Raw genomic sequence first — 20468 nt, 5'->3', positions numbered from 1 at the left:
AATTTACGTCCTTACGAGTGCTTCGACGTCCTCGGGCAGGGCGTCGGTGGTCGGGTAGAGCAGGCAGGCGGCGGGCTCGACGACGAGCGTGACCTCGCCGCTCAGCCCCGGGCGGGCGGTCTCCGCCTGGATGACGTGGTCGCCCAGGCGCAGGTCGTACTCGTAGCGGGAGCCGATGTAGGAGCTGGTGAGCACCTCGGCGGTGAGCACGTTCACGTCGACGGGGGCGGTGCGGCCGGGCGGGAGGATCTCCAGCCGTTCGGGGCGGACGGCCACGGTGACGCGCGGGCCCGGCGTGCCTTCCGGGACGGCGATGGTCTGCCCGGTGCAGTCCAGCCGCACCTCCGCCGGGCCGGTCATCGTGCCGGTGAGGAAGTTGCAGCGGCCGACGAACGCGGCCACCTCGGCGGTCGCGGGGGTCTCGTAGATCTCTTTCGGGGTGCCGATCTGCACCATGTCGCCCTTGGACATCACCGCGATGCGGTCGCTCAGGGCCAGGGCCTCCTCCTGGTCGTGGGTGACGTACACGGTGGTGATGCCGAGCTCCTCCTGCAGCCGCTTGAGCCAGGCGCGGGCCTGCTCGCGCAGCTGCGCGTCCAGGTTGGACAGCGGCTCGTCCAGCAGCAGCACGCTGGGCGAGTAGACCAGGGCGCGGGCGAGGGCGACGCGCTGCTGCTGGCCGCCGGACAGCTGGTGCGGGTAGCGGTCCTTCAGCTCGGCCAGGCCCACCTTGCCGAGGGCCTCGGTGATGAGCTCGTCCTGCGTGCGCCGGTCGACCTTGCGGATCTTGAGCGGCATGGCCAGGTTCTGCGCGACCGTCATGTGCGGCCACAGCGCGTACGACTGGAACACCATCCCGAGGTTGCGCCCCTCGGGCGGCACGAACGTGCCGGCGTCGACGAACGTGGCCGGGCCGACCGCGATGCTGCCGGTGCTCGGCCGCTCCAGGCCGGCGATGCACGCCAGGGTGGTGGACTTGCCGCAGCCGCTGGGGCCGAGCAGCGTGAAGAACTCGCCGTCGGCGATGGTGAAGGAGATGTCACGCAGGACGGCGTTGTCCCCGAATTGCTTGGACAGGTTGGCGACCTTGACCTCAGGCATCTGTACGCCCCTTGAGAAGTAGTCCGGCGAGCCCGACGAAGGTCGCCGTGATGGCGATCTGCAGGCTGGCCAGCGCGGCCACGGAGCCGGTGTTGCCCTGCACCCACAGCTCGAGCATGGTCGTGCCGATGATGTTGGAGTCCGCCGAGCCCAGGAACACCGCGGGCGAGTACTCCTTGAGCAGCGTCACGAACGTCAGGATCAGCGCCCCGGCGAAGGCCGGCCGCAGCAGGGCCGCCAGGATGCGGGTGAACGTCCGCACCCAGTCGGCGCCGGAGACCCGGGCGGCGTTGTCGAGCTCCCGGCCGATCTGCATGATCGACGGGGAGATGGAGCCGAACCCGCTGGGCAGCGCGCGCAGCCCGAAACCGATGATCAGCGCCCACAGCGTGCCCTGGATCAGGGTGCCCAGCCCGAACGGCGCGAAGGCCAGCGCCCAGAACAGGCCGATGCCGACGATGATGCCGGGCATCGCCTGCGGGGCGAGCGCCAGATACTCCACCGCGCGGGCGAAGCGGAAGGTCGAGCGCCTGGCCACCATGACCGCCAGCAGCGACAGCGCGCTGACCAGGACCGCGCCGATCGCCGCGACCAGCAGGCTGTTGACGATGGACTGCACGTACACCGGATAGGTGAAGATCCGTTCGTAGTTGTCCCCGGTGAGAGTCTTGAACGGTGACTGCAGCGGCGTGAACACCTGCGTGAAGGAGCGGAAGACCAGCCCGCCGATGGGCACCAGGGCGCCCATCACCACGTAGAAGGCGATGGCGGCCATGCTGATCCACTTCAGCCGGCCCAGGTCCAGCGGTCGCGGGCGGGTCGCCTTGCCGCGGACGGAGACGAACCGCTGGGCGTTCTTCAGCAGCTTGGCCTGCAGCGCGACCAGGCTGACGGTGACGAGCAGGATGATCGCCGAGGCCGCGCCCAGCACCCCGTAGTCCGGATTGATGGACTGCAGGCCGTTGCGGTACAGGAAGGTCGAGAAGACGTCGATGCGTACCGGCTGGCCGAACAGCAGCGGCACGCTCAGCGTCTCCACCGACATGCTGACCACCAGGATCGAGCTGTAGACGACGGGCGGGCGCAGCAGCGGCAGGATCACCGAGCGCAGGATGCGCAACGGCCCGGCCCCGCACACCTGGGCGGCGGCCTCCAGCGAGGCGTCGCTCTGGCGCAGCGCGTTGGCGCAGAAGGTGTAGACGATCGGGGCCAGCGCCACGGCCTCGGTCAGCGCCATGCCGGGGATGGAGTACAGGTTCCACGGCAGGAAGCCGAGCAGGCGGCGTACCTCGACGCTGACGAACCCGGCCGGGCCGTACATGGTGATCCAGCCGAAGCCGAGGATGAGCGAGGAGATGAAGAACGGCCACTGCATGGCGGCGGCGAAGACGCGGCCGCCGGGCAGCTTGGTGCGTACCACGACCACGGCCATCGGCACCGCGATGAGCAGGCTGAGCACGGTGGTCAGCCCCGCGAACAGCGCCGTGTTGAGCACGACGCGGCCGAATCCCGCCTCGGTGAACAGCCGCACGTAGTTGCCGGCGCCGAGCACGCCGCCCGCCTCGTACAGGGGGCGGTCGAGGAAGGACTGGTAGAGCGTCGGGACGACCGGCGCCAGCACCAGGACCGCCAGCAGGAGCAGCACGGCGTGCTGCAGCCAGCTCTCCCGAGCCAGCCCCAGCGGCCTGCGGTAGCGCGGCGGGGGATGTGCCGGCGGACGCGGCGGGGAAAGGGTGGTCACTTTCGATCCTTTCGCGGGTCAGCGACCGAGCAGGCCGTTCCACTTGCCGGTGAACGACTTGACCTCGGCGTCAGGCACCTTCGCGTACTTGGCGAGGATGATGTTGGCCTGGCCCACGGCCTTGACCAGCTCCTGGTAGGTGTGCAGGCCGTCGCCGGTCGCGACGCCGTCGCGGTAGGAGGTCAGCCCGCCCTCGGCCACCGCCCGCTGGCCCTCCTGCGACAGCACGAAGTCCACGAACAGCTTCGAGGTCGCCGGATGCGGCGCCTTGGCGGCGATGCCGACGCCGCGCGGCAGCACGACCGTGCCGTCGTCGAGGAAGGAGATCGCCAGCAGGCCGCCGCTCTTCTCCACCACGGGGTACGCCGGGGCGGCGCTGACGAAGAAACCGGCCACGTACTCGCCGGACGTGATCTTCTCCAGCTGGGTTCCGGACGACGTCTCCGGCCTGGCCAGCGGCAGCACCGACTGCAGCGAGGTCCAGGAGTCGGGGCGGGCCTCGGCGAAGGCGTGCGAGACGGTGAAGCCGAACGCGCCGCTCACGTCCCGCGTGGTGATCTTGCTCTTGTACTGGGCGGGGTCCTTGGCCAGGATCGCCGCCAGGCTCTTCAGCCCGGTCGGCTTCTCGGGCAGCAGCGAGGTGTTGTACGCGATCGACATGGGGTCGGCCGACATGGCGTACACGTTGGGCAGCAGCTCGCCGAAGTCCGGCAGCTTGCCCTTCTCCGGCGAGGCGTACTCCATCAGGGTTCCCGGCCGGGCGGCGAAGTCGGCCCACGCCTGGGCGGCGTTCGACACGACCAGGTCGGCGGGCGAGCTGCCGGTGGCCTGCTCGCTGAGCACCCGCTGGAACACCTCGTCGCTGTCCAGGTTGTTGGCCGCGATCTTCGTCACCCAGGGGTACTTCTTCTCGAAGTCCCGGAAGATCGGCGCCCAGTTCTCCTGGTCGGTGTTGGAGTAGATGGTGAGGGTGCCGCCCTCCTTCTTGGACGCCTCGATGAGCTGGGCGTAGTCGCTCGGGTAGTAGGACGGGGCCTGTCCCGTCGCGATCGTGTTCGGCGGCGGCTGTTTCGCCGCCCCGTCTCCATTACTGCCTCCACCGCCGCAGGCCGTGAGGAGGCCGAGTGCGAGTACGGCGACGCCCAGGGCGCGGAACGTGGGGTGGAAGGTGGTCATGTGCTTCCTCCTAGACCAGGCGCGACCGACCAGCCGTCGCCTGCGATGCCGCACACTCTGCTTCGTTATAACCTATGACGTCAAGCCCTCGTTTCCGGAATGTAACGCGAAGAGCCTCTTAGATGCCTTATAGCGGCTACGATCCGCCGCTCTGGCTTTCTGACGAACGGTCCCGACTCTTGCCGACAAGACTGGATGGCGGTGTAGGTTATAACGGTCACCGACGAGACAGGACAGCGATGAGCGAATCAGCGGCCGAGCTCTACACGACGAAGGCGGACTTCGCCTACCTGCGCGTCAAAGAGCTGATCCTGTCCGGGAAGCTGCTTCCCGGCTCCGTCATCGCGCAGGCGCAGCTGGCCCGCGACATCGGCATCAGCACCACTCCCCTGCGCGAGGCGCTGCGCCGGCTCAAAAGTGAGGGGCTGGTCGAGCTGGACGCCCACCGCGACGCCCGCGTCGCGCCCCTGGCCGCCGAGGAGGCCCGCGACCTGCTGGAGCTGCGCCGCTCCCTCGACCCGCTGGCGATCGGGCTGGCGGCCGAACGGCGCACGAAGGCCGACATCGCCGCCATGCGCGCCGCCCACGAGGGCCTCAAGCCGCTGCCCGGTAACCCTGGCTACGAGCAGTTCGTGGCCCACCGCAGGTTCCACGCCGCCCTCTACGCGGCCTCCCACAACGACCTGCTCATCCAGACCCTCGACGGCCTGTGGGACAAGGCCGACCGCTATCGCCGCCTCGCGCTGGAGGTCGAGCGCGGCCAGGCCGCCCGCGACCGCAAGGCCGCCGAGCACGAGGCCCTGCTGGAGTACGTCATCGCGGGCGACGCGGAGTCGGCCGCCGACGTGATGCGCGAGCACATCGACACCAGCCTCGGCGCCCAGGCCGCCTGGCGCCTGCGCAAGCAACCCGCCGAACCTTCTTGATACGGACGACGGCCGGGCTCGGCGCGAACCGCCGACCGGGCGCCGGGCAGCGTCAGGAGGCTCCGGGCCGGGGGTGTGCCTGCTGCTGTGGCGCCGTCCAGCTGGTGAGGAGCTGGAGGGCCTGGGCGGTCGCCGAGCCCGGTTCGACGTTGTAGACGCACAGGGTCTGGTCGACGTCGCCGGGCGCCTGGAAGGACTCGTAGGAGAACTGGAGATCGCCGACGAGGGGATGGTGGTAGGTCTTGGCGCCGTGGGTGCGGCGCAGCACGCGGTGGTCGTTCCACCAGGTGGAGAACTCCGGCGACTTCAGGGTGAGCTCCCCGACGAGGTCGGCGAGCTGGCGGTCGTTGGGGTAGCGGCCGGCCTCCAGGCGCAGGACGGCGACGGTCTCGGCGGCGATCCGCTCCCAGTCGCCGACCCTTTCGCGGGCCTCGGGATCCAGCAGGTAGTAGCGGGCCAGGTTGCGCCGGGGCGCGGGCAGGGCGTCGAAGTCGGTCAGCACCTCGCGGGCGAGGCGGTTGGAGGCCAGGACGTCGGTGCGGCGGCCGAGGATGAAGGCGGGCACGTGGTCGAGGGTGTGCAGCATCAGGTGCAGGCCCGGCCTGACCCGCTGCGGGCTGACCGGGGCCCGGCGCGCGTCGGCGGGGCGGACCAGCAGGTTGGTGAGGTGCTCGCGCTCGGAGGGGTTGAGCCGCAGGGCCCGGGCGATGGCCTCGACGACCTCGGGCGACGGGGAGCCGCCGCGGCCCTGCTCGAGCCGGGTGTAGTACTCGGTGCTGACTCCGGCCAGGCGGGCCACCTCGTCGCGGCGCAGCCCGGGCACCCGGCGGGTGCGCCCGTCGAAGGGCAGCCCGGCCTCCTCGGGGGTGATCCCGGCGCGCCGCGAGCGCAGGAAGTCGGCGATCTCGCTGCTTCGGTCCATGTCTCCAGTGTGGCCAAGCCTGGCACGACCGGTCCTCGCCGGGGTGGCCCTGACAGTACCAGTTTCGCGGAGACCTGCCTGGTGAGGGCCCATTTTGACGGCCTGCGAGGGCCTGGCGGGTGGTGTCCTGATGAGGGGGCCGGCGGCGATGCCAGCCGCGGCCACCTGTCACTTCACCCACCTTGAAAGGTACCCACCATGACCACGCAGACCTCTGCCCGTCCCCTCACCGGCCGCGTCGCGGTCGTCACCGGCGCCTCCAGCGGCATCGGCGAGGCGGCGGCCGAGCACCTGGCCGAGCTGGGCGCCCGCGTCGTCGTCCTGGCGCGGCGCGCGGAGCGGCTGGACGACCTGGTCGCCCGGATCGAGAAGAACGGCGGCCGGGCGCTGGCCCTGGCCGTCGACGTCACCGACGCGGCCGCGGCGCAGGCGGCCGCCGACCGGGTGGCGGCCGAGCTGGGCGGCGCCGACCTGCTGTTCAACAACGCGGGCGTCATGCTCCCCGCGCCGATCGAGGAGCTGGCCACCGCCCAGTGGCAGCGCCAGATCGACCTCAACATCACCGGCCTGATGAACGCCATCGCCGCGTTCACCCCTCAGCTGGTGAAGGCCGCCGCCGAACGCGGAGTGGCCGACCTGATCAACACCTCGTCGATCGCGGCCCAGAACATCTTCCCGAACTTCGCCGTCTACTCCGGGACCAAGGCGTACGTCACCCATCTCTCCCGCCACCTGCGGGTCGAGCTGGGCGCGAAGAGGGTGCGGGTCTCGGCGATCGAGCCGGGCATCGTCGCGACCGAGCTGCAGAGCCACGTCACCGACGAGGGGGCCCGGGCGTGGCTGGAGGGCGCCAAGGAGACGATGGAGTGGCTCACGCCGCAGGACGTCGCCGAGACCGTCGGGTTTCTCGCGAGCCTCCCGCCGCGGGTGAACCTTCAGCAGGTCACCATCATGCCGACCGGCCAGCCCAGCTGATCGGCCGCTCCTCAGCGGTCGTGGGTCGCGTTCGATCGCTGCGTGGGACGCCGGTCGAGCCGCGACCTCTCGGTGATCTGTTCGCGGGGCAGCCGGTGGAGCGCCTGCAGGGCGCGGAGGAAGCCGTGGCGGTCGACCGCGGGCAGGCGGGCGAGCAGGCGCTCCTCGTTCGCCTGGATCTCGGCCCGCACCGACCCGCGCACCTCGCGGCCCTCGGCGGTGATCGTGAGGATCCGCGCGCGGCGGTCGTGCGGGTCCGGCTCGCGGGTGATCAGCCCGGCCGCCTGGAGCTTGTCGAGGGTGCCGATGATGCGGGTCTTGTCGGCGCCGATCGCTTCGGCCAGAGCGGCCTGCGTACGTACGGAGCCGTCGTCCAGGGCGCCGAGCACGGTGTAGCCCCACATGGAGACCCGATGCGCCGCCAGCACCGGCAGCTCCGCCGCGATGAGCGACTGCAGGAGAGGATGCAGCATCTCGGCGAGATCGCGGCGGGCCGTCACAGGTCCAAGATATCCGGTTGACAGATCATATGCATCCCCAGATCATATGCGAGTGCATATGAATGAGCTCATGGTCGCACTCGACGCGCAGGCCGTTCGCGCCAGCGTCGAACTGGCGGATCGAGTGCGGCCCGAGGATCTGTCCCGTCCGACGCCCTGCCTCGGATGGACCGTGTACGGCCTGCTCGCCCACATGGCCACCCAGCACTACGGCTTCGCCGCGGCGTCCAGGGGGGACGGCGATCTCGCCCGGTGGAAGCCGCGTTCCCTCGGCGACGACCCCGTGGCGAGCTACCGGGCCTCCGCCGAACACGTCCTGGCGGCCTTCGCCGCCGACGGCGTGCTGGAGCGCATGTTCCCGCTGCCCGAGTTCGCAAGCGGGAGCGCCTTCCCCGGGGCGCAGGCGATCAGCTTCCACTTCATCGACTACGTGGTGCATTCCTGGGATCTCGCCAAGGCGCTGGGCGTCGCGGTCGACTTCCCGCCGGACCTGCTGGACGCCGCCCTCGCCGTGGCGCGAGCCGTACCCGGCGGTCAGGCGCGCCTCGCGCCCGGGGCGGCCTTCGCACCGGCGCTCCCGTGGTCGGGCGGGTCACGGCTGGATGAGATCGTGGCAATCCTGGGCCGCTCGCCGAGCTGGCCCGCGTGAAATCTTCGGAATGGAGCATGACATGAGCAGCAGCGTCAGATTGATCCGCAACCACCAGCTCACGCAGCAGGTGGAATACGCCTATGCCGCGGTAGCCGACGCGCCGGTGCGGTCTGTCTGGGTGGCCGGCGCGTGTCCCCTTGATCTCGACGGTGCGACCGTCGCGGTCGGCGACTACGCCGGCCAGGCGCACCAGGTGATGCGCAACCTCGTGACCGCGCTGGAAGGGGCGGGCGCGTCGCTGACCGATGTCGTCAAGACCACGGTCTATGTGGCCTCCTCCCAGCAGAGCGACCTGGGCACGGTGTGGGAGGTGTATCGGGAGTACATGGGCGAGCACGACGTGCCCAGCACCTTGCTCGGCGTGACCGTACTCGGCTACAAGGACCAGCTCGTCGAGGTCGAAGCCGTCGCCGTGCTCCCATCGGCGCGCGACTGATCCCACCTTCACGGAGCCGGGCGACGTGACGACGTCGGCGAAGGACGGTGTTCGTCTGTGGCCTGGGGAAGCCGTGGGGAGGGTGCCGAATATCCGGTTTTGCGCCGTCTATACCCTTGCCGACGTGGAATTCCAGAGAGGGCTGGCCTTACTGGTCGCCGGCACGTTCTTCATGGAGATACTCGACGGCACGGTCATCACGCCCGCCGCGCCGCGTATCGCCGCGGAGCTCGGGATCGCGCCGATCGACGTGAACGTCGCGATCACCGCGTACGTGCTCACCATCGGGGTGCTGATCCCGATCAGCGGCTGGCTGGCCGACCGGTTCGGCCCACGCCGGGTGTTCGCGGTGGCGATCGTGCTGTTCGTGCTGGCCTCGCTCGGCTGCGCACTGGCCCCGACGCTGCCCGCGCTCGTCGCCGCGCGGGTGGTGCAGGGGGCGGGCGGTGCGCTGATGGTGCCGGTCGGCCGGCTGGTGGTGCTGCGGACGACGGAGAAGTCCGACCTGGTCCGGGCGATCGCGTACCTGACCTGGCCGGGCCTGCTCGCGCCGGTGCTGGCGCCGGTCGTCGGCGGGTTGCTGGCCGACTACGCGTCCTGGCGGTGGATCTTCGTGATCAACGTGCCGCTCGGGCTCGCGGCGTTGGTCGTGGCGCTGCGGATCGTGCCCGACCTGCGCGCCGACGCCCGTGACCCGCTGGACCGCGCCGGGTTCGCCCTCATGGCGGTGGGCGTCGCGGGGCTGATCGTGGCGCTGGAAGGGCTCGGCTCGGGGTTCGGGCCGTCGACGGCGGTGGCGCTGGTGGTCGCGGTCGCAGGTCTGGGCCTGGCGGTACGGCACCTGCTGCGCGCTCCGCGCCCGATCGTCGACCTGCGGATCCTGCGGGTGACGACGTACCGGGTCACGGCGGCGAGCGGGTCGGTCTACCGCGGCGTGATCATCGCGATCCCGTTCGTGCTGCCGCTGCTGTTCCAGGTGGGGTTCGGCTGGTCGGCGGCGCAGGCTGGGCTGGTGGTGATCGCACTGTTCGTGGGGAACGTCGGGATCAAGCCCGCCACCACGTCGCTGATGCGCCGGCTCGGGATCCGCATCGTCCTGCTCTGGTCGATCGTGATCGGTGCCGCGTGCCTGGTCGGGATGGCGTTCCTCGAGCCCACGACACCGCTGCCGCTGATCCTCGTGCTGCTGCTGGTGAGCGGGATCGTACGGTCGACGGGGTTCACCGCGTACAACAGCGTGGCCTTCGCCGACGTCGGCCAGGACCGGATGAACCACGCCAACACGCTGCTGTCGACGCTGCAGGAGCTGGGCGCGGGCCTCGGCGTGGCGATCGGCGCGCTGCTCGTACGGCTGGGCGAGACGATACCCGGGGTGGCGGACGCGGCCGGGCCGTACCGCGTGGCGTTCGTCCTCCTCTCGATCATCCTGGCCCTCCTGGCGATCCCCACCCTGCTTCTCCCCCGAACCGCCGGCGACGAGGTGACCGGCCGCGCCTAGACACGCCCGCCTCCGGCTCCGATCGCGCACCCCTGGTGCTCATCGGGCACGGTGGGCGGCGGTCGACTCCAGGATCACGGCCGCAGTCTTCGGCCTCCACTGGCCCGACCTCCTGGCCGAGACGGCGAAGCGGATCACCATCCCGCGCGAGTCCGGTCTGGCGTTGTTCGACGCCTTCGCCTCGAAGGAGAAGACGCTGCACGCCAACGCGGACAGACACAAGGAGACGCCCAGGTTCGAGACCGACAGCGCGGTCCGATTCTTCACCCGGCACCTCGACCGCGCCTGACGCATCGGCGACCGGCTGCATGGTTTCGTGTCCCGTGCTGGGCAAGGACACCGTTTTCATACGATGATCAACGCATGTCCTCCCGTGCGTCCGCCACGCTGGCGGGCTCAGCCCTGGCCGTCCTGGTCGCCGGCTGCGCCGATCCGGCCGCCGACCGGGTGTCGCTCGTCAGCGCCACCCAGCCACCGGCGATCCAGCCACCGGCATCCCCACCGCAGCCGTCGGCCACGGTGCTCCTGCCGCAGCCCCCGCACATGATGTCCTCGGGTCCCGTACGGCACCCGTACCCGCCGGCGACCTCCCTGACCGATCCCATGGCGACCGGCGCACCCCTGCCGTCGACGGGCCGGCCGCGCTACTTCGTCTCCGCGCGAACTCCGCTCGTCCACTTCCCCGGCAACTCCAAGACCGGCGTCTTCACATCGGTGCCGCCCGCCGTGCACAACGCCGAGACCGGAGCGTTCATCGCGAACATCCCGCTGCCGCCCGGTATCTCCAGTTCCTGGCATCTCGTGGCCGCCGCCCGGGACAACCGGACGTTCGCCATCGCCGGCTGGACCGAGCCGAAGAATCCGGACATCCGCTTCTTCCTGGTACACCTTGGCGAGGACGGGCGACCTGGGAAACCGGTCGCCGTCACGCAGACCGACCCCGACGACCTCAGGGCGGTCTACGACCTCGCCCTCAGCGCCGACGGCACCCGGCTGGCCTACGCCACGCCGCTCATCGGAGGCGGCGCCAAGATCTCCGTACTCGACGTCGCCACCGGCCGGCGCCGCGACTGGAAGACGATGACGCACCCGATGCTGAGCAGCCTGTCCTGGGCCCCGGACGGCCGCTCGATCGCCTACGTGCTGGGGCACCGGGCCATCGCCTCGCTCAACCTCACCCGTCTGGCCGCCGACCCGGACAGCACCACGTACCAGATCATCAAGAACGCCACGGGCGCCACGCCGATCGACTCGCTCGCCCACACCCCCGACGGCAGCGCGCTGATCTACGCGTCCGGGCACACCGTCGAACGCGTCCCCGTGACGGGCGGACCGGCGCAGGTCCTGGCCCGCCCGGAACTGCCGCACGACGCCTCGCTGAGCCTGCGCTTCAGCGTCGACGGGACCGGCGAGCATCTCCTGTACGTGCACGAGTGGCGCGCCTACCAGGTCGGCCTCGCCGACGGCGCGGTCACCTCGGTGCCGATCACCGTCGACGAGCGTCCGGGTGAGGGCGACTCACCGCGCGCAGCCTGGTGACCAGCGGCCACATCGTGGAGCCGGTGGGCGGTGGCGTAATACGCCTCCTCGGTCGCGACCGCGAGACCGACGCCCGGCTCGGTGGCCAGGGGCTCGCGCAGCGGGATGAAGCTCATCGGTTCCTGGCGCCGCCGGCGTCGGGCGAGCTCGATGCCAACATCATCGAGACCGGCAGCGGTTCCCTCACCAAACCCGCACGCCCGGCAGGCCGGGCGTTCACGCGGGCACGGGCAGCCTTACCGGCTGGCTGAGTCGAGGAGCAGTTTCGCGGCCACCATCGCTCCGTCGGTGTGGATCGTGCCCGCCACGGCCCTGGCTCGTGCTCGGGTCTCGGGGGTAGGGCTGTGGTGAGCGCGGCTGACAGGGACTCGACGGTCGGGGTCCTACCGTCGTGTGCCGCGCCGATGCCCAGCTCGGCGATCCGGGCGGCCCAGTACGGCTGGTCCGCGATCTGGGGAACCACTGCGGCCAGCGCGGCACCCATCGTCTCCACAGAGAGTTGGATCTCGGGCTTCCCATCCAACCAGGTGAATTCCCAGGTGGGCGGCTGCATCACGCCTTCAACCCGCAAGTTGTAGCCGAATTGCGAGGGTTGGAATTCCCGCACGAGATCTGGACGGGCGCTGCGGTCCGGCGGTGGGTGGCCACCTGGGAGTGCAAGAGCGGCCAGCCAAGAGCAGCCTCAAGCCGAGGAAGGCAGCATGCCCGCGAGGATCGGTCGGTTGCGCTATTGGCGGGCCATCCTATTGCGCTCGGCAAGGAACGCCTCCTGCACACGATGAAGCGCCCGCTGGTGACGTCGGCCGCCAGTCTGGACGCCGATCAGCGCGAGGTCGCGCGCAGCGCCGGAGAGAGCCGCGTCACCTCCGCGGCCTATCTCCAGGGCGGCGGCGGTGACCGCTTGGGCGAGGAGGGGCATCGTCTGGGCAATGGCCGCAGATCCAGCCTGGTCCCAGCCGAAGACGGCCCGGGAGCACCGGCCGATGGCAGCATACGGCGTGCCATGGACAATGCGGCCTTCCAGGGCCAGAGCGGCAACGGTCAGGCCGATCAGCGCCTTGGCCCGCAGGGAACCCCACGCCTGCGCCTGAGCTGCGATCGCTCCTTGGAACACTCCGACCGCGACGAGCAACTGGTCGCAGGCAGCGACAAGCCGCTCGCGCTGCTCGGTCCGGCGCTGCCGTCGCGTGCGCAGAAGGCCGATGAGAGCGCCGATGCCGCTGAGTATGCCGATGATCGCGGCCACAGCAGGATCAAGCAGATCGGCCCAGGTGAGGTGCACTCCTTAAGGGTGGACGCGCGCAAGCGCTGATCGCAGTGAATTCCGCAAGATGGAGCTGGATCGTTCCACACCACGGATGCCGTAGCAGGCGTCGCTCGGCTGGTGGGTCCCGGCCCTGCTTCGCATCAGCGGCGCCAGTGTCCACCGCGGCACGTGTACGTGCGCCCATAGGACGCGATGCCCACCGCGCCCTGGGTGCCACAGAAACCGCCCGGATGCGCGTTGGCGCGCGGGAGAGGATTGTTCTTCGGCGCGGGCTTCGCCGTGCGGACGGGCTTGCGCTTCCCCTGGTGGCGTCCCGGTCGTCGCGGTCGTCGATTTTGGTCACGCCATCGCCATCAGCGTCGCCATCGTAGCGATCAGCGATGCCGTCGTCGTCCAGGTCTTTGATCGGTTCGGCCTGCCAGGTCATCGCTGGCGTGGAGGTGAACATCGGGGGCACGGCGGGGGCAGCCGGGGATGGCTGGCCGCTGCCGAACAGGCTGCTACAGCCTCCGACGATGAGCAGGGCGGTCGCGATGAGGCAGCCGCAGCCCTTGACCTGTTCGCGGGTGGTGGCGGTCTTCGCGCGGGGCATGTGGGCCTCCTTGGGGGCGAGCACGGAAAGTACATGTGACGCTGCTATCAGTGATGCGGTTCGCGCAGAGGAGGCGACTGGTTGCAGTTCCATGCCGGTTGCAGGACCCTCAGGCCGCGCGCGCAGTGCGGGGCAGGCGGTGATCTTCTCCGGAACGGTCTCCGCCACGAACGGAGTCGACTCCACGCCGTCGAACATGGTCACGCGGACGTCGCCCTGGCTGAACGTTATGCCCTGGACTCCTCTCTGCTCGCGGGTTCTGCGAGGGACGGAAGTGGCGGGATCGTCGCAGCCAGCCATCCGCCGGGCTGGGCGGTGAAGTGTGGGGCGGCCTCCGACAACCAGCGAGACCGGAGCGCCTTGGACGTCATCTGCTGGCCTGTGTGACGTTCAGTCCAGGTGACGTCCTGCTCCTCCGTGTAGCGGACGCATACGCGCCCGCGCTTGGCGCCGGCCGGGTAGTCGTTCCAGTTGATGCCGTGCTGGGACCACAGCATCTCCTGCATGTGGCCGGTCGTCTTGCCATGGAGCTCCTTGTGAGAGAACACGGCTTGGGCGGCCATAGTGATGCTGTTGCGAACGCAGTCTCGCTGCCGCCACAGGAAGTAGTTGGCTACCTCCACCACGTCGGAGATGGTGAAGACGCGCGCGTCGAAGGTGGCGTACGCGTGGTCAATGCCGTAGCGCCTGTTGAACGCCACGGTCGCAGTCGAAGCAGCGATGGACACGATCTTCTGAACGACCCCACCGAACCACGGCTGGGTCCCGTGCGAGTCGAAGTCCGTCAACAGGACACTGCACTCGTCCGACTGGGTGAAGGCGAACACGGCCCCAGACATCTCCGTGCAAAGTGCCTCGGCGACGGCGTCCATCGAGGTCATGACCGCTTCGTCGAACGGCTTGTCGGCGTGACGCAGGAAGGTGTGAAAGGCGCGCCCATCCACTCTGACCACGGAGTAGGTGCGGCGCGGCAGGATCGTCCGCGTCGCCGACTCGTACAGCTTCATGCGGTCACCGAGGGCCGTCTTGTCGCTCACAGCTTCCACTCCTCGGGCAGCTTGGTGAGTAGCCAGTGGTCGCAGTCCAGGCAGGGGTCGAGCCATCGGGGCCCGGTCTCAGGCTTCTTCTTCGATACGACGATGTAGGCGCGCTCGTCGCGCTGCCTGTGTTCCATGTAGTCGCCACCGGCGTGAGCGGCCGCCGACGGCATGAGGGTGGGTTCTACGGCCAGAAGCGTGAGCATGCCTTCAACGTCGTTCACGGCTTCCACCCTTCCTTGAACGTCTCGTGGTCGTTCCAGCTCTGGGCCATCTCCCAGACGGTCATCTTGGCGAAGTGGGCCAGGCGCGGGCTGCCGGCCAGCATCTCCTCCTGGCAGCGCACGAGCGTCGTCCGCCGGGCTTGGACATCGCGGAGCACCCGGGCCGGGTCGTGGCGCGTGATGTGGGCAGCGGTCGCTGGATGGAATCCGTCTACCTCGTACTGGTCGAAGTCCACGCCGTCTTCGCTGATCGCCCACACTCCACAATCTGGATCGCTACAGGCTGTGAGCGCTACGGCTTCGTCTTCGTCGAGCCGGGCGTGCACGAACGCGAGCAGCTCATCCATCGCAGCGCTCCAGCTTGGTGAGGTGCTCGACAGCGGCCAGGCACTGGCGGATGTCGTCGTGACTCACGCCCGGTCCTCCGAGTTCTCCAACCAGTGGGTCAAGTCATCCCTCAGCGCACGCACGAGTTGCTCGTCGAGTACCACGGTGGCTCGCACCTCGGTTCCGCTGTGCGCTTCGTCGTAGGCGTTCACGCCCAGGCGCAGATACGGTACAGGCCGCCATGTGGACGTGTCGCCGGCGTCGGCATCGATGTGACACCAGTCCGGGATGTGCGCGGTGTCGATGCTGCCGTACCGCCACGGGTCGTCAGCGATGCGGACGTGCGACCCGAGGTAGGCGATCGGACGTGGCAGCTCATCTTTCCCGTCTGCGGACAGGCGGGTGCAGTAGATCGACATCACTCCCCCTGGTGTGGGAAGTCTCGCCGCTTCAGCTTGGCCATTCGGCCGTCCGGGTGGTGCCAGACCAGGCCCTCGTTCGGCCACGTGGCGAGCCATGCCGCCAGCCCGTCGTAGTCGCGGGGCGCGCTCTTTGCGAGCTCGCGGAGCCTCAACGGCGCCCAACCGTGCTCCATGAGGACGAGCGCCTCGAACCCATCCGGGTTGCCGTTCACCTTCGGCCCAAGCAGCTCGTACGTGCCAGGCAGCGGCCGGTGGCCCATGCCGAGCGCCTCGGCGTGCCACTTGGCAAACGCGGACTGCTCGACCGGCTCCCAGCCCATTCGCTTGCCAGTCTCGTCGTCCTTCTCGATCAGTACGAAGTTAGGAGGATCGGCCTTGCCCGGCTTCACCTCGCGGCGCGCCCACCATTCGCCCTGGTCGTCGAGCATGACGCAGGTGCCGTCCCACTTCACGGTCGCCTCGCCCTCGCCGGCGAACACCCAGGCGCACTCTGGGTTCGGCTCTCGGGTGACGTGCTTCGGGCTGCCGTCCCAGTCCCTGACGAAGATGGTGGGGATCTTTCTCACGATGCCTCCTGGCTGCCGTAGTAGTACTGCGCTCGACCGTTGGCCCATACCAGGGTCGGGGTTCCATCGAGCTGATTCTTCTCGATGCGACCGCGGGGCCGCTTGCCGTTTTCGTCCTCGCACTTCGGGTTGGAGCACGCCATCCGACCGGACTCCTGGGCCAGCCTGATCGAGTACGTCTTGCAGTACGGCCAGGCGGGCGGCAACTGCCCCTTGGGGAGGTGGATGGGAATCCGCTTCTCGCTATCGCTGATGTCGCGGATCTGCCATGCCTGCTCGATCCATCGACACAGGTCCCGGCGCACGTCGCGGGTGAGGTCGTCGGGTACGCCATGCACGAGGCGGGCGATGGAGACCGTGTTTTGGTCGCTGCCGCCCGGTGGTGTTGTGGGAAGCTGCAGAGCGTCGGCCCGGCGGGATCCTGTTGAAGAAGTGATGTCGCCCTGGCCGGATCATCGCCGCCAGATCGTGAACGCTAACCTGACGTCAATTTCGGTTGTGGGCTGACGAATTTCGGTTCCCGTTTTATACGCATTCGATGATCATTGGAGGGCAAGGGGTTCTACCTTGTGCCACAAACGGCCACCCTGCGGCGGGCTCGTATTGCATCCCCTTTACGGGCTTTGGCCTGCGACGTCATACGCTAGAGGTCGCTGCGGGCCTCCTACCGGAAGGATGGCCACCCGTACCGGGTAGGAGGCCCGCTCGCCCTAGTGGGCGAATCGATCAAACACCGACCAGGCCAGCCAGGCCAGCCAGCCGACGAACTTCACGACCGTAAGGCCGTTGCGGATCCATCGGCTGCGTCGATGCCGATCGTGCGGACAGGGCTCCGTCATGGAGCGCACCTCCTTCCCCCGGTCGCCGACCCCGATGCCGGGCCGTCCGCCGGTACCGTCCGGACGTCCGTGCGTAACGACTGGGAGCAAGGTGTTTCCTGCCGGAGGGTGGCAGTAGGGCATCATCTGACCCCCCGCTGACACGGTCGGAGGCCCGGGATTGGTTCTCCCATCCCTCGTTTGAAGGCTCTGCCACCGAGAGGAGAACTTTCATCCGCCAGCGCCTGGGAGCGGTTCGTGTCCCGCATGGTCGCTGGCATGAGAGGCGGTCACCTTTCACGAGGAGAGAGCCTGATCGGCGGCCTCCGGTGTTCCAGCACCGAGGCCGTCTTGCTGTCGTCAGGTCTCCGGGGCGTTCGTTCCAGCACCCGGGGGCCTTCTGGTAGTCACGGGCTTCGGCGTTCCAGCACCGGGAGTCGCACTTTTGAGGCCTTCTGTTGTGGTGCGTTGTTAGGGGTTAACATGTCATCGCAGTTGACTGTAAACACGAGGCAAAGGCCTCGTCAACGGGTGGAATCATGACCGAGTTTCCCCCTGGAAGCAGCGGACGGCCAGAGGATATTGATGACCAGCGAGAACCCTCCAGAGGTGGTTAACCCCGATATCGAAAAGATTGCCCAGATTGACGACCCAGTGGAACGTGCTCAAACTGCTGGCCGGATGCAGGAACGGCTCCAGAACGAGGTCACAGAGCTGTCGCACATCCGGCGCGAAGCTATCGACGACCTGCTTGAACAAGGCTGGAAGGCTGCCCACATCGCGCGAGAACTGGGGCTCACCCGGGGACGCCTGAGCAAGATCACGGCGACAGGCGCGGGACCAGAGCGAGCACTGATTGCCCCCAGGGGGCGCGTGAGCTCCACCATAACCGTGGCCGTCGCGGAAAAGGTCGCGAACGAGCAGCGGCGTTCGTCCATCGTGGACACAACCGTGCAGGCAGCCATGAAGATCCAGACACTGGCGCACCGCTGGAACATGGACACCCGGACCGAAGTCGTGAGCGTCGGCGGCGAAGTAGACCTGAACCGCGACCACCTCATCGTCATGATCGGCCCACGAATTACCCCTTTGGTCGCGCAAGCCATCAGCGCCGACCCCTCAATCAAGTGGAGGCGAGACGATCACGGGCACTGGTACATGACCGACATCAAGACCGGCCTGGAGTACCACAGCGACTTCGACCACGACAGCGATGGGTCGGACGAAGAGCGCACCTGTTACGCACACATGGGACGGATCGAACGTCCAGATCGAGAAGGGTCCTTCCTCTACTTGGGCGGCATCCACGCACCCGGCTCCGCCGGCGCTGCCGAAGTGCTGTGCCGCGACATCGCAACCCTCTGGGAGCAGGCCCGGCGTGGCCTGTGGTCCTGCGTGGTGAAGACAGTCGCCGGCGGCGAGGGCAAACAGGTCCTGCGAGCCGAAATCGTCACCCCGATCCACGTCCGCAGCAAGAGATAGGGGGCAGCGGTGTTCCTCGACACGCGCCCAGGACGGGACGACAAGGCCAACGAGGACTACGTCTCAGCGACGGTCAACTCCACCTCCGCTCGAGCTGTTCTCCTTGATGGCGCAGGTGGCCCTAGCGAGTTGCCGACCGGATGCGATCACGGAACCCCGTGGTACGTGAACCAGCTCGGCGACCACGCCATGTTCTACATGCGTGACCCGAGAATGGCGCTGACCACTGCGCTGGCGAAGGCCATCGACGCTGTCGCCGACTCGCACGGCGTCTTCTGCGACCTGAACAATCCGGGAACCCCGTCCAGCACGGTCGTGATGGCCCGGATCGCCCAGGGCCAGGTTGAGTACCTGGTACTGGGTGATTCGACGTTCGTTGCCGATGTGAACGGCACCATCCAAACGATTTCGGATCGGCGGATCGACCGTGTGGCGGTCGCGGAATATCAGCAGATGGCGTCGCTCCCCACGGGCACGCCAGAGCATCAGGCGGCGCGGATCGCGTTCGTCACCAAGCAGCGGCGGCTCCGCAATAGGCCCAAGGGCCTTGGCTACTGGATCGCGTCGAACGATCCGGAAGCCGCCCACCACGCCCACATCGGCAGTTTTCCTGCGGACGAGGTGCGCAGGATCGCGCTGTTGTCCGATGGCGCGACCCGGTACGTGGAGTTCGGGCTGGGCGGCTGGGAGGACCTGCTGAACGTACTCGATTCCTCGGCCCCGGAACGGTTGTTCACGGAGATCCGCGCCGCCGAAGCGAGCGACCCGGCAGGTGAGCGGTGGCCACGGGCGAAACGGCGCGACGATATAGCAGCGGCCTACCTGCCAGACTGGGCGGCTTAACAAGTGACGGCAACCCCGTTCGAGGAGCTGGGGCATCTGGAGCAAGCCCTGCAGTTTGCGCGGCTATGGCTCCTGCCTTTCGGCCCCCGACCAGCTGCACGACTTCGCCGGCAGCTGGATGGACGCCCAGCGACGAGGCCGATGCCGATCTGCTGGTTGCGGTGGTGTGCGCCACCAAAGACACCCCCGACCCCCGCGACGCCCAAATCCACTGACTCAAAGAGCAGATCGCCACCCTCAAACAACGCCTCGCTCACCGCGATCAGACCATCGAGGAACTCACTGACTTCCGCAACGAAGCGCTCTCCCACCTCGCTGCCCAACACGAAGAGATCCTCCAACTCCGCCGCCAGCTCGACCGCGACACCCGAGTACGTCGGCTGCCGGCCCGGGCTGAGGGAATCGGGCCATGCAGCTGAGCCACCCACTCGATATGGTGCCGCCGATCAGCCAGCCGACGGCTGGCCCTCGTTCTCGAATACTAAATATCGGCGCAACGCCTCTCGCCCACCGGGAACGAAAGGCCATCGATCTACGACCTCCCGCAGTTCGAGCTCTGTGAGCCAGGCATGCCAACCGATCTCGGACGGATCTGGAACCAATGGCTCGGTGATCACGGCCTCGTGCACCCCGAACCAGACAGGGCTGACCCCATCCCGGCACAGGAACTTGAACATGAAACGCACCGGGACGTCGGCGCTCAACTCCTCGGACAGCTCGCGGGCTGCCGCGTCCTCATACGACTCGCCCACATCCACGGCACCGCCGACCATCACGTCATAGTGGCCGGGAAAGCGAGTGTGCTGCTCCGCGCGGCGCAGCACCAGGATCCGCCGCATCGGATCGCGACAGATCGTCGTCGCGATCCGATGCATCCATCGCCGACGCTCCGCCTCTGCGCGATCCACGACTCCCAGCACGCGGTCCCGTTCATCCACTCGCTCGACCAGCTCGCCCATGCAGGACATGATCGCAGGCACCACCGACAGCCTGCTCTACGAGCACCCCAAGCTAGTGATCTGCATCACATGATCCGCCCGGAAACGCAACACGAGCGACGATCCCCAGCGCGAACACCCCGAAGGAAAGTCACCTGCTCGATCGCCACACGAACACAACCGCACACAGTGAGTACGGGCAGAAGTCGGTCCTTCGCAACCCTCGCCCTCAACGCCGGCACCGCGCTGCGCGACATGCCGGAGGCCGTGGGCCGTGCCGACCCTCGCACCACCCGCGCCTCTGCCCGCACCCGATACAGCCTGGACAGCCACCCCGCCCCGCGTATCCTGGCCTAGGAATGTCCTGAAGACCTTGGTGGTCTGGCCAGATGGGTGTGTCCAGTCAGTGGCTCTGGCCCACTTTCGGTGGTGACGGAACGTGATAGCTCGTGTCGGTACATGGCTATCTCGCCGTGCTGTGTCAGC

Annotated in this window: 23 protein-coding genes; 10 read left to right on the top strand and 13 right to left on the bottom strand. The window is 68.5% G+C overall.

Features of this window, described 5'->3' with window-relative positions; all coding sequences use genetic code 11:
- Positions 1 to 3: 3 nt before the first annotated feature.
- The 3 genes from ACWDRB_RS63025 to ACWDRB_RS63015 are packed head-to-tail and all read right to left on the bottom strand — an operon-like array spanning position 4 to position 4018.
- Positions 4 to 1101, bottom strand: coding sequence for an ABC transporter ATP-binding protein (locus tag ACWDRB_RS63025; RefSeq protein WP_449911626.1), 1098 nt, complete (start codon positions 1099 to 1101; stop codon positions 4 to 6).
- Positions 1094 to 2842: an ABC transporter permease gene (locus ACWDRB_RS63020; protein ID WP_449911624.1), complete on the bottom strand. Its 1749-nt coding sequence runs from the start codon at positions 2840 to 2842 to the stop codon at positions 1094 to 1096. The genes ACWDRB_RS63025 and ACWDRB_RS63020 overlap by 8 nt, the downstream gene beginning before the upstream one ends.
- 18 nt (positions 2843 to 2860) lie before the next feature.
- A complete protein-coding gene (locus tag ACWDRB_RS63015) occupies positions 2861 to 4018 on the bottom strand; it encodes an ABC transporter substrate-binding protein (RefSeq protein WP_449911622.1) in 1158 nt (385 codons plus the stop codon).
- A 239-nt stretch (positions 4019 to 4257) separates the two neighbouring features.
- Between ACWDRB_RS63015 and ACWDRB_RS63010 the strand changes: the two genes are divergently transcribed.
- Positions 4258 to 4944, top strand: a complete 687-nt coding sequence (locus ACWDRB_RS63010) for a GntR family transcriptional regulator (RefSeq protein ID WP_449911620.1) — start codon at positions 4258 to 4260, stop codon at positions 4942 to 4944.
- Between the two features lie 52 nt (positions 4945 to 4996).
- Here the strand turns inward: ACWDRB_RS63010 and ACWDRB_RS63005 are convergent, their stop codons facing one another.
- Positions 4997 to 5866: a helix-turn-helix transcriptional regulator gene (locus ACWDRB_RS63005; RefSeq protein WP_449911618.1), complete on the bottom strand. Its 870-nt coding sequence runs from the start codon at positions 5864 to 5866 to the stop codon at positions 4997 to 4999.
- 198 nt (positions 5867 to 6064) lie between these two features.
- Here ACWDRB_RS63005 and ACWDRB_RS63000 point away from each other — a divergent pair, with 198 nt between their 5' ends.
- Positions 6065 to 6841, top strand: coding sequence for an SDR family oxidoreductase (locus ACWDRB_RS63000; RefSeq protein WP_397375165.1), 777 nt, complete (start codon positions 6065 to 6067; stop codon positions 6839 to 6841).
- A gap of 11 nt (positions 6842 to 6852) precedes the next feature.
- Here the strand turns inward: ACWDRB_RS63000 and ACWDRB_RS62995 are convergent, their stop codons facing one another.
- Positions 6853 to 7341 carry a MarR family winged helix-turn-helix transcriptional regulator gene (locus ACWDRB_RS62995; protein WP_449911617.1) on the bottom strand — a complete coding sequence of 163 codons (489 nt, stop codon included), beginning with the start codon at positions 7339 to 7341 and terminating at the stop codon, positions 6853 to 6855.
- A 58-nt stretch (positions 7342 to 7399) separates the two neighbouring features.
- Between ACWDRB_RS62995 and ACWDRB_RS62990 the strand changes: the two genes are divergently transcribed.
- The 3 genes from ACWDRB_RS62990 (at position 7400) to ACWDRB_RS62980 (ending at position 9927) form a co-directional block, all read left to right on the top strand.
- Positions 7400 to 7990: a TIGR03086 family metal-binding protein gene (locus ACWDRB_RS62990; protein WP_449911615.1), complete on the top strand. Its 591-nt coding sequence runs from the start codon at positions 7400 to 7402 to the stop codon at positions 7988 to 7990.
- A 22-nt stretch (positions 7991 to 8012) separates the two neighbouring features.
- Positions 8013 to 8429, top strand: coding sequence for a RidA family protein (locus tag ACWDRB_RS62985; protein WP_449911613.1), 417 nt, complete (start codon positions 8013 to 8015; stop codon positions 8427 to 8429).
- A 124-nt stretch (positions 8430 to 8553) separates the two neighbouring features.
- Positions 8554 to 9927: an MFS transporter gene (locus ACWDRB_RS62980; RefSeq protein WP_449911611.1), complete on the top strand. Its 1374-nt coding sequence runs from the start codon at positions 8554 to 8556 to the stop codon at positions 9925 to 9927.
- 39 nt (positions 9928 to 9966) lie between these two features.
- On the opposite strand, the gene ACWDRB_RS62975 is transcribed toward ACWDRB_RS62980, so the two are convergent.
- Complete coding sequence (locus ACWDRB_RS62975; RefSeq protein WP_449911609.1) at positions 9967 to 10194, bottom strand: hypothetical protein; 228 nt, start codon at positions 10192 to 10194, stop codon at positions 9967 to 9969.
- Between the two features lie 96 nt (positions 10195 to 10290).
- On the opposite strand from ACWDRB_RS62975, the gene ACWDRB_RS62970 reads away from it, so the two are divergent.
- From ACWDRB_RS62970 to ACWDRB_RS62960, 3 genes are all read left to right on the top strand, one after another.
- Entirely contained in the window at positions 10291 to 11466 is a 1176-nt protein-coding gene (locus ACWDRB_RS62970; protein ID WP_449911607.1) for a WD40 repeat domain-containing protein, read from the top strand.
- On the top strand, positions 11463 to 11717 hold the full coding sequence (locus ACWDRB_RS62965; protein ID WP_449911605.1) for a hypothetical protein: 255 nt from the start codon (positions 11463 to 11465) through the stop codon (positions 11715 to 11717). The genes ACWDRB_RS62970 and ACWDRB_RS62965 overlap by 4 nt, the downstream gene beginning before the upstream one ends.
- 527 nt (positions 11718 to 12244) lie before the next feature.
- Entirely contained in the window at positions 12245 to 12778 is a 534-nt protein-coding gene (locus ACWDRB_RS62960) for a hypothetical protein (RefSeq protein WP_449911603.1), read from the top strand.
- Positions 12779 to 13552: 774 nt separating this feature from the next.
- Here the strand turns inward: ACWDRB_RS62960 and ACWDRB_RS62955 are convergent.
- From ACWDRB_RS62955 to ACWDRB_RS62930, 6 genes are all read right to left on the bottom strand, one after another.
- Positions 13553 to 14362, bottom strand: coding sequence for a tRNA(His) guanylyltransferase Thg1 family protein (locus ACWDRB_RS62955; protein ID WP_449911601.1), 810 nt, complete (start codon positions 14360 to 14362; stop codon positions 13553 to 13555).
- Positions 14359 to 14586, bottom strand: coding sequence for a hypothetical protein (locus ACWDRB_RS62950; protein WP_449911599.1), 228 nt, complete (start codon positions 14584 to 14586; stop codon positions 14359 to 14361). The genes ACWDRB_RS62955 and ACWDRB_RS62950 overlap by 4 nt, the downstream gene beginning before the upstream one ends.
- Positions 14583 to 14933 (bottom strand): DUF6221 family protein, encoded by a 351-nt coding sequence (locus tag ACWDRB_RS62945; RefSeq protein WP_449911597.1) that lies wholly within the window; start codon positions 14931 to 14933, stop codon positions 14583 to 14585. Before ACWDRB_RS62945 ends, ACWDRB_RS62950 begins: the two co-directional genes overlap by 4 nt.
- Positions 14934 to 14996: 63 nt before the next feature.
- Entirely contained in the window at positions 14997 to 15332 is a 336-nt protein-coding gene (locus ACWDRB_RS62940; protein ID WP_449911595.1) for a hypothetical protein, read from the bottom strand.
- Positions 15332 to 15901: a hypothetical protein gene (locus tag ACWDRB_RS62935; protein ID WP_449911593.1), complete on the bottom strand. Its 570-nt coding sequence runs from the start codon at positions 15899 to 15901 to the stop codon at positions 15332 to 15334. Before ACWDRB_RS62935 ends, ACWDRB_RS62940 begins: the two co-directional genes overlap by 1 nt.
- On the bottom strand, positions 15898 to 16239 hold the full coding sequence (locus tag ACWDRB_RS62930) for a hypothetical protein (RefSeq protein ID WP_449911591.1): 342 nt from the start codon (positions 16237 to 16239) through the stop codon (positions 15898 to 15900). Before ACWDRB_RS62930 ends, ACWDRB_RS62935 begins: the two co-directional genes overlap by 4 nt.
- Before the next feature lie 1065 nt (positions 16240 to 17304).
- Between ACWDRB_RS62930 and ACWDRB_RS62925 the strand changes: the two genes are divergently transcribed.
- Both ACWDRB_RS62925 and ACWDRB_RS62920 read left to right on the top strand, forming a co-directional pair.
- Positions 17305 to 18201 carry a hypothetical protein gene (locus tag ACWDRB_RS62925; protein ID WP_449911589.1) on the top strand — a complete coding sequence of 299 codons (897 nt, stop codon included), beginning with the start codon at positions 17305 to 17307 and terminating at the stop codon, positions 18199 to 18201.
- Positions 18202 to 18210: 9 nt separating this feature from the next.
- Positions 18211 to 19044: a protein phosphatase 2C domain-containing protein gene (locus tag ACWDRB_RS62920; protein ID WP_449911587.1), complete on the top strand. Its 834-nt coding sequence runs from the start codon at positions 18211 to 18213 to the stop codon at positions 19042 to 19044.
- A gap of 446 nt (positions 19045 to 19490) precedes the next feature.
- Here the strand turns inward: ACWDRB_RS62920 and ACWDRB_RS62915 are convergent, their stop codons facing one another.
- A complete protein-coding gene (locus ACWDRB_RS62915) occupies positions 19491 to 20003 on the bottom strand; it encodes an NUDIX hydrolase (protein WP_449911585.1) in 513 nt (170 codons plus the stop codon).
- Positions 20004 to 20468: the final 465 nt, after the last annotated feature.

The organism is Nonomuraea sp. NPDC003707, assembly GCF_053587055.1.
Note: the sequence above shows the minus strand (reverse complement) of the source record. Positions and strands in the feature narration are given on the sequence as shown.

Coding starts and splice junctions, on each gene's coding strand:
- ACWDRB_RS63025 (WP_449911626.1), bottom strand. CDS start 1,101: ATGCCTGAGGTCAAGGTCGCCAACCTGTCCAAGCAATTCGGGGACAAC.
- ACWDRB_RS63015 (WP_449911622.1), bottom strand. CDS start 4,018: ATGACCACCTTCCACCCCACGTTCCGCGCCCTGGGCGTCGCCGTACTC.
- ACWDRB_RS63010 (WP_449911620.1), top strand. CDS start 4,258: ATGAGCGAATCAGCGGCCGAGCTCTACACGACGAAGGCGGACTTCGCC.
- ACWDRB_RS63005 (WP_449911618.1), bottom strand. CDS start 5,866: ATGGACCGAAGCAGCGAGATCGCCGACTTCCTGCGCTCGCGGCGCGCC.
- ACWDRB_RS63000 (WP_397375165.1), top strand. CDS start 6,065: ATGACCACGCAGACCTCTGCCCGTCCCCTCACCGGCCGCGTCGCGGTC.
- ACWDRB_RS62990 (WP_449911615.1), top strand. CDS start 7,400: ATGAATGAGCTCATGGTCGCACTCGACGCGCAGGCCGTTCGCGCCAGC.
- ACWDRB_RS62985 (WP_449911613.1), top strand. CDS start 8,013: ATGAGCAGCAGCGTCAGATTGATCCGCAACCACCAGCTCACGCAGCAG.
- ACWDRB_RS62970 (WP_449911607.1), top strand. CDS start 10,291: ATGTCCTCCCGTGCGTCCGCCACGCTGGCGGGCTCAGCCCTGGCCGTC.
- ACWDRB_RS62960 (WP_449911603.1), top strand. CDS start 12,245: ATGAAGCGCCCGCTGGTGACGTCGGCCGCCAGTCTGGACGCCGATCAG.
- ACWDRB_RS62945 (WP_449911597.1), bottom strand. CDS start 14,933: ATGGATGAGCTGCTCGCGTTCGTGCACGCCCGGCTCGACGAAGACGAA.
- ACWDRB_RS62940 (WP_449911595.1), bottom strand. CDS start 15,332: ATGTCGATCTACTGCACCCGCCTGTCCGCAGACGGGAAAGATGAGCTG.
- ACWDRB_RS62925 (WP_449911589.1), top strand. CDS start 17,305: ATGACCAGCGAGAACCCTCCAGAGGTGGTTAACCCCGATATCGAAAAG.
- ACWDRB_RS62915 (WP_449911585.1), bottom strand. CDS start 20,003: ATGGGCGAGCTGGTCGAGCGAGTGGATGAACGGGACCGCGTGCTGGGA.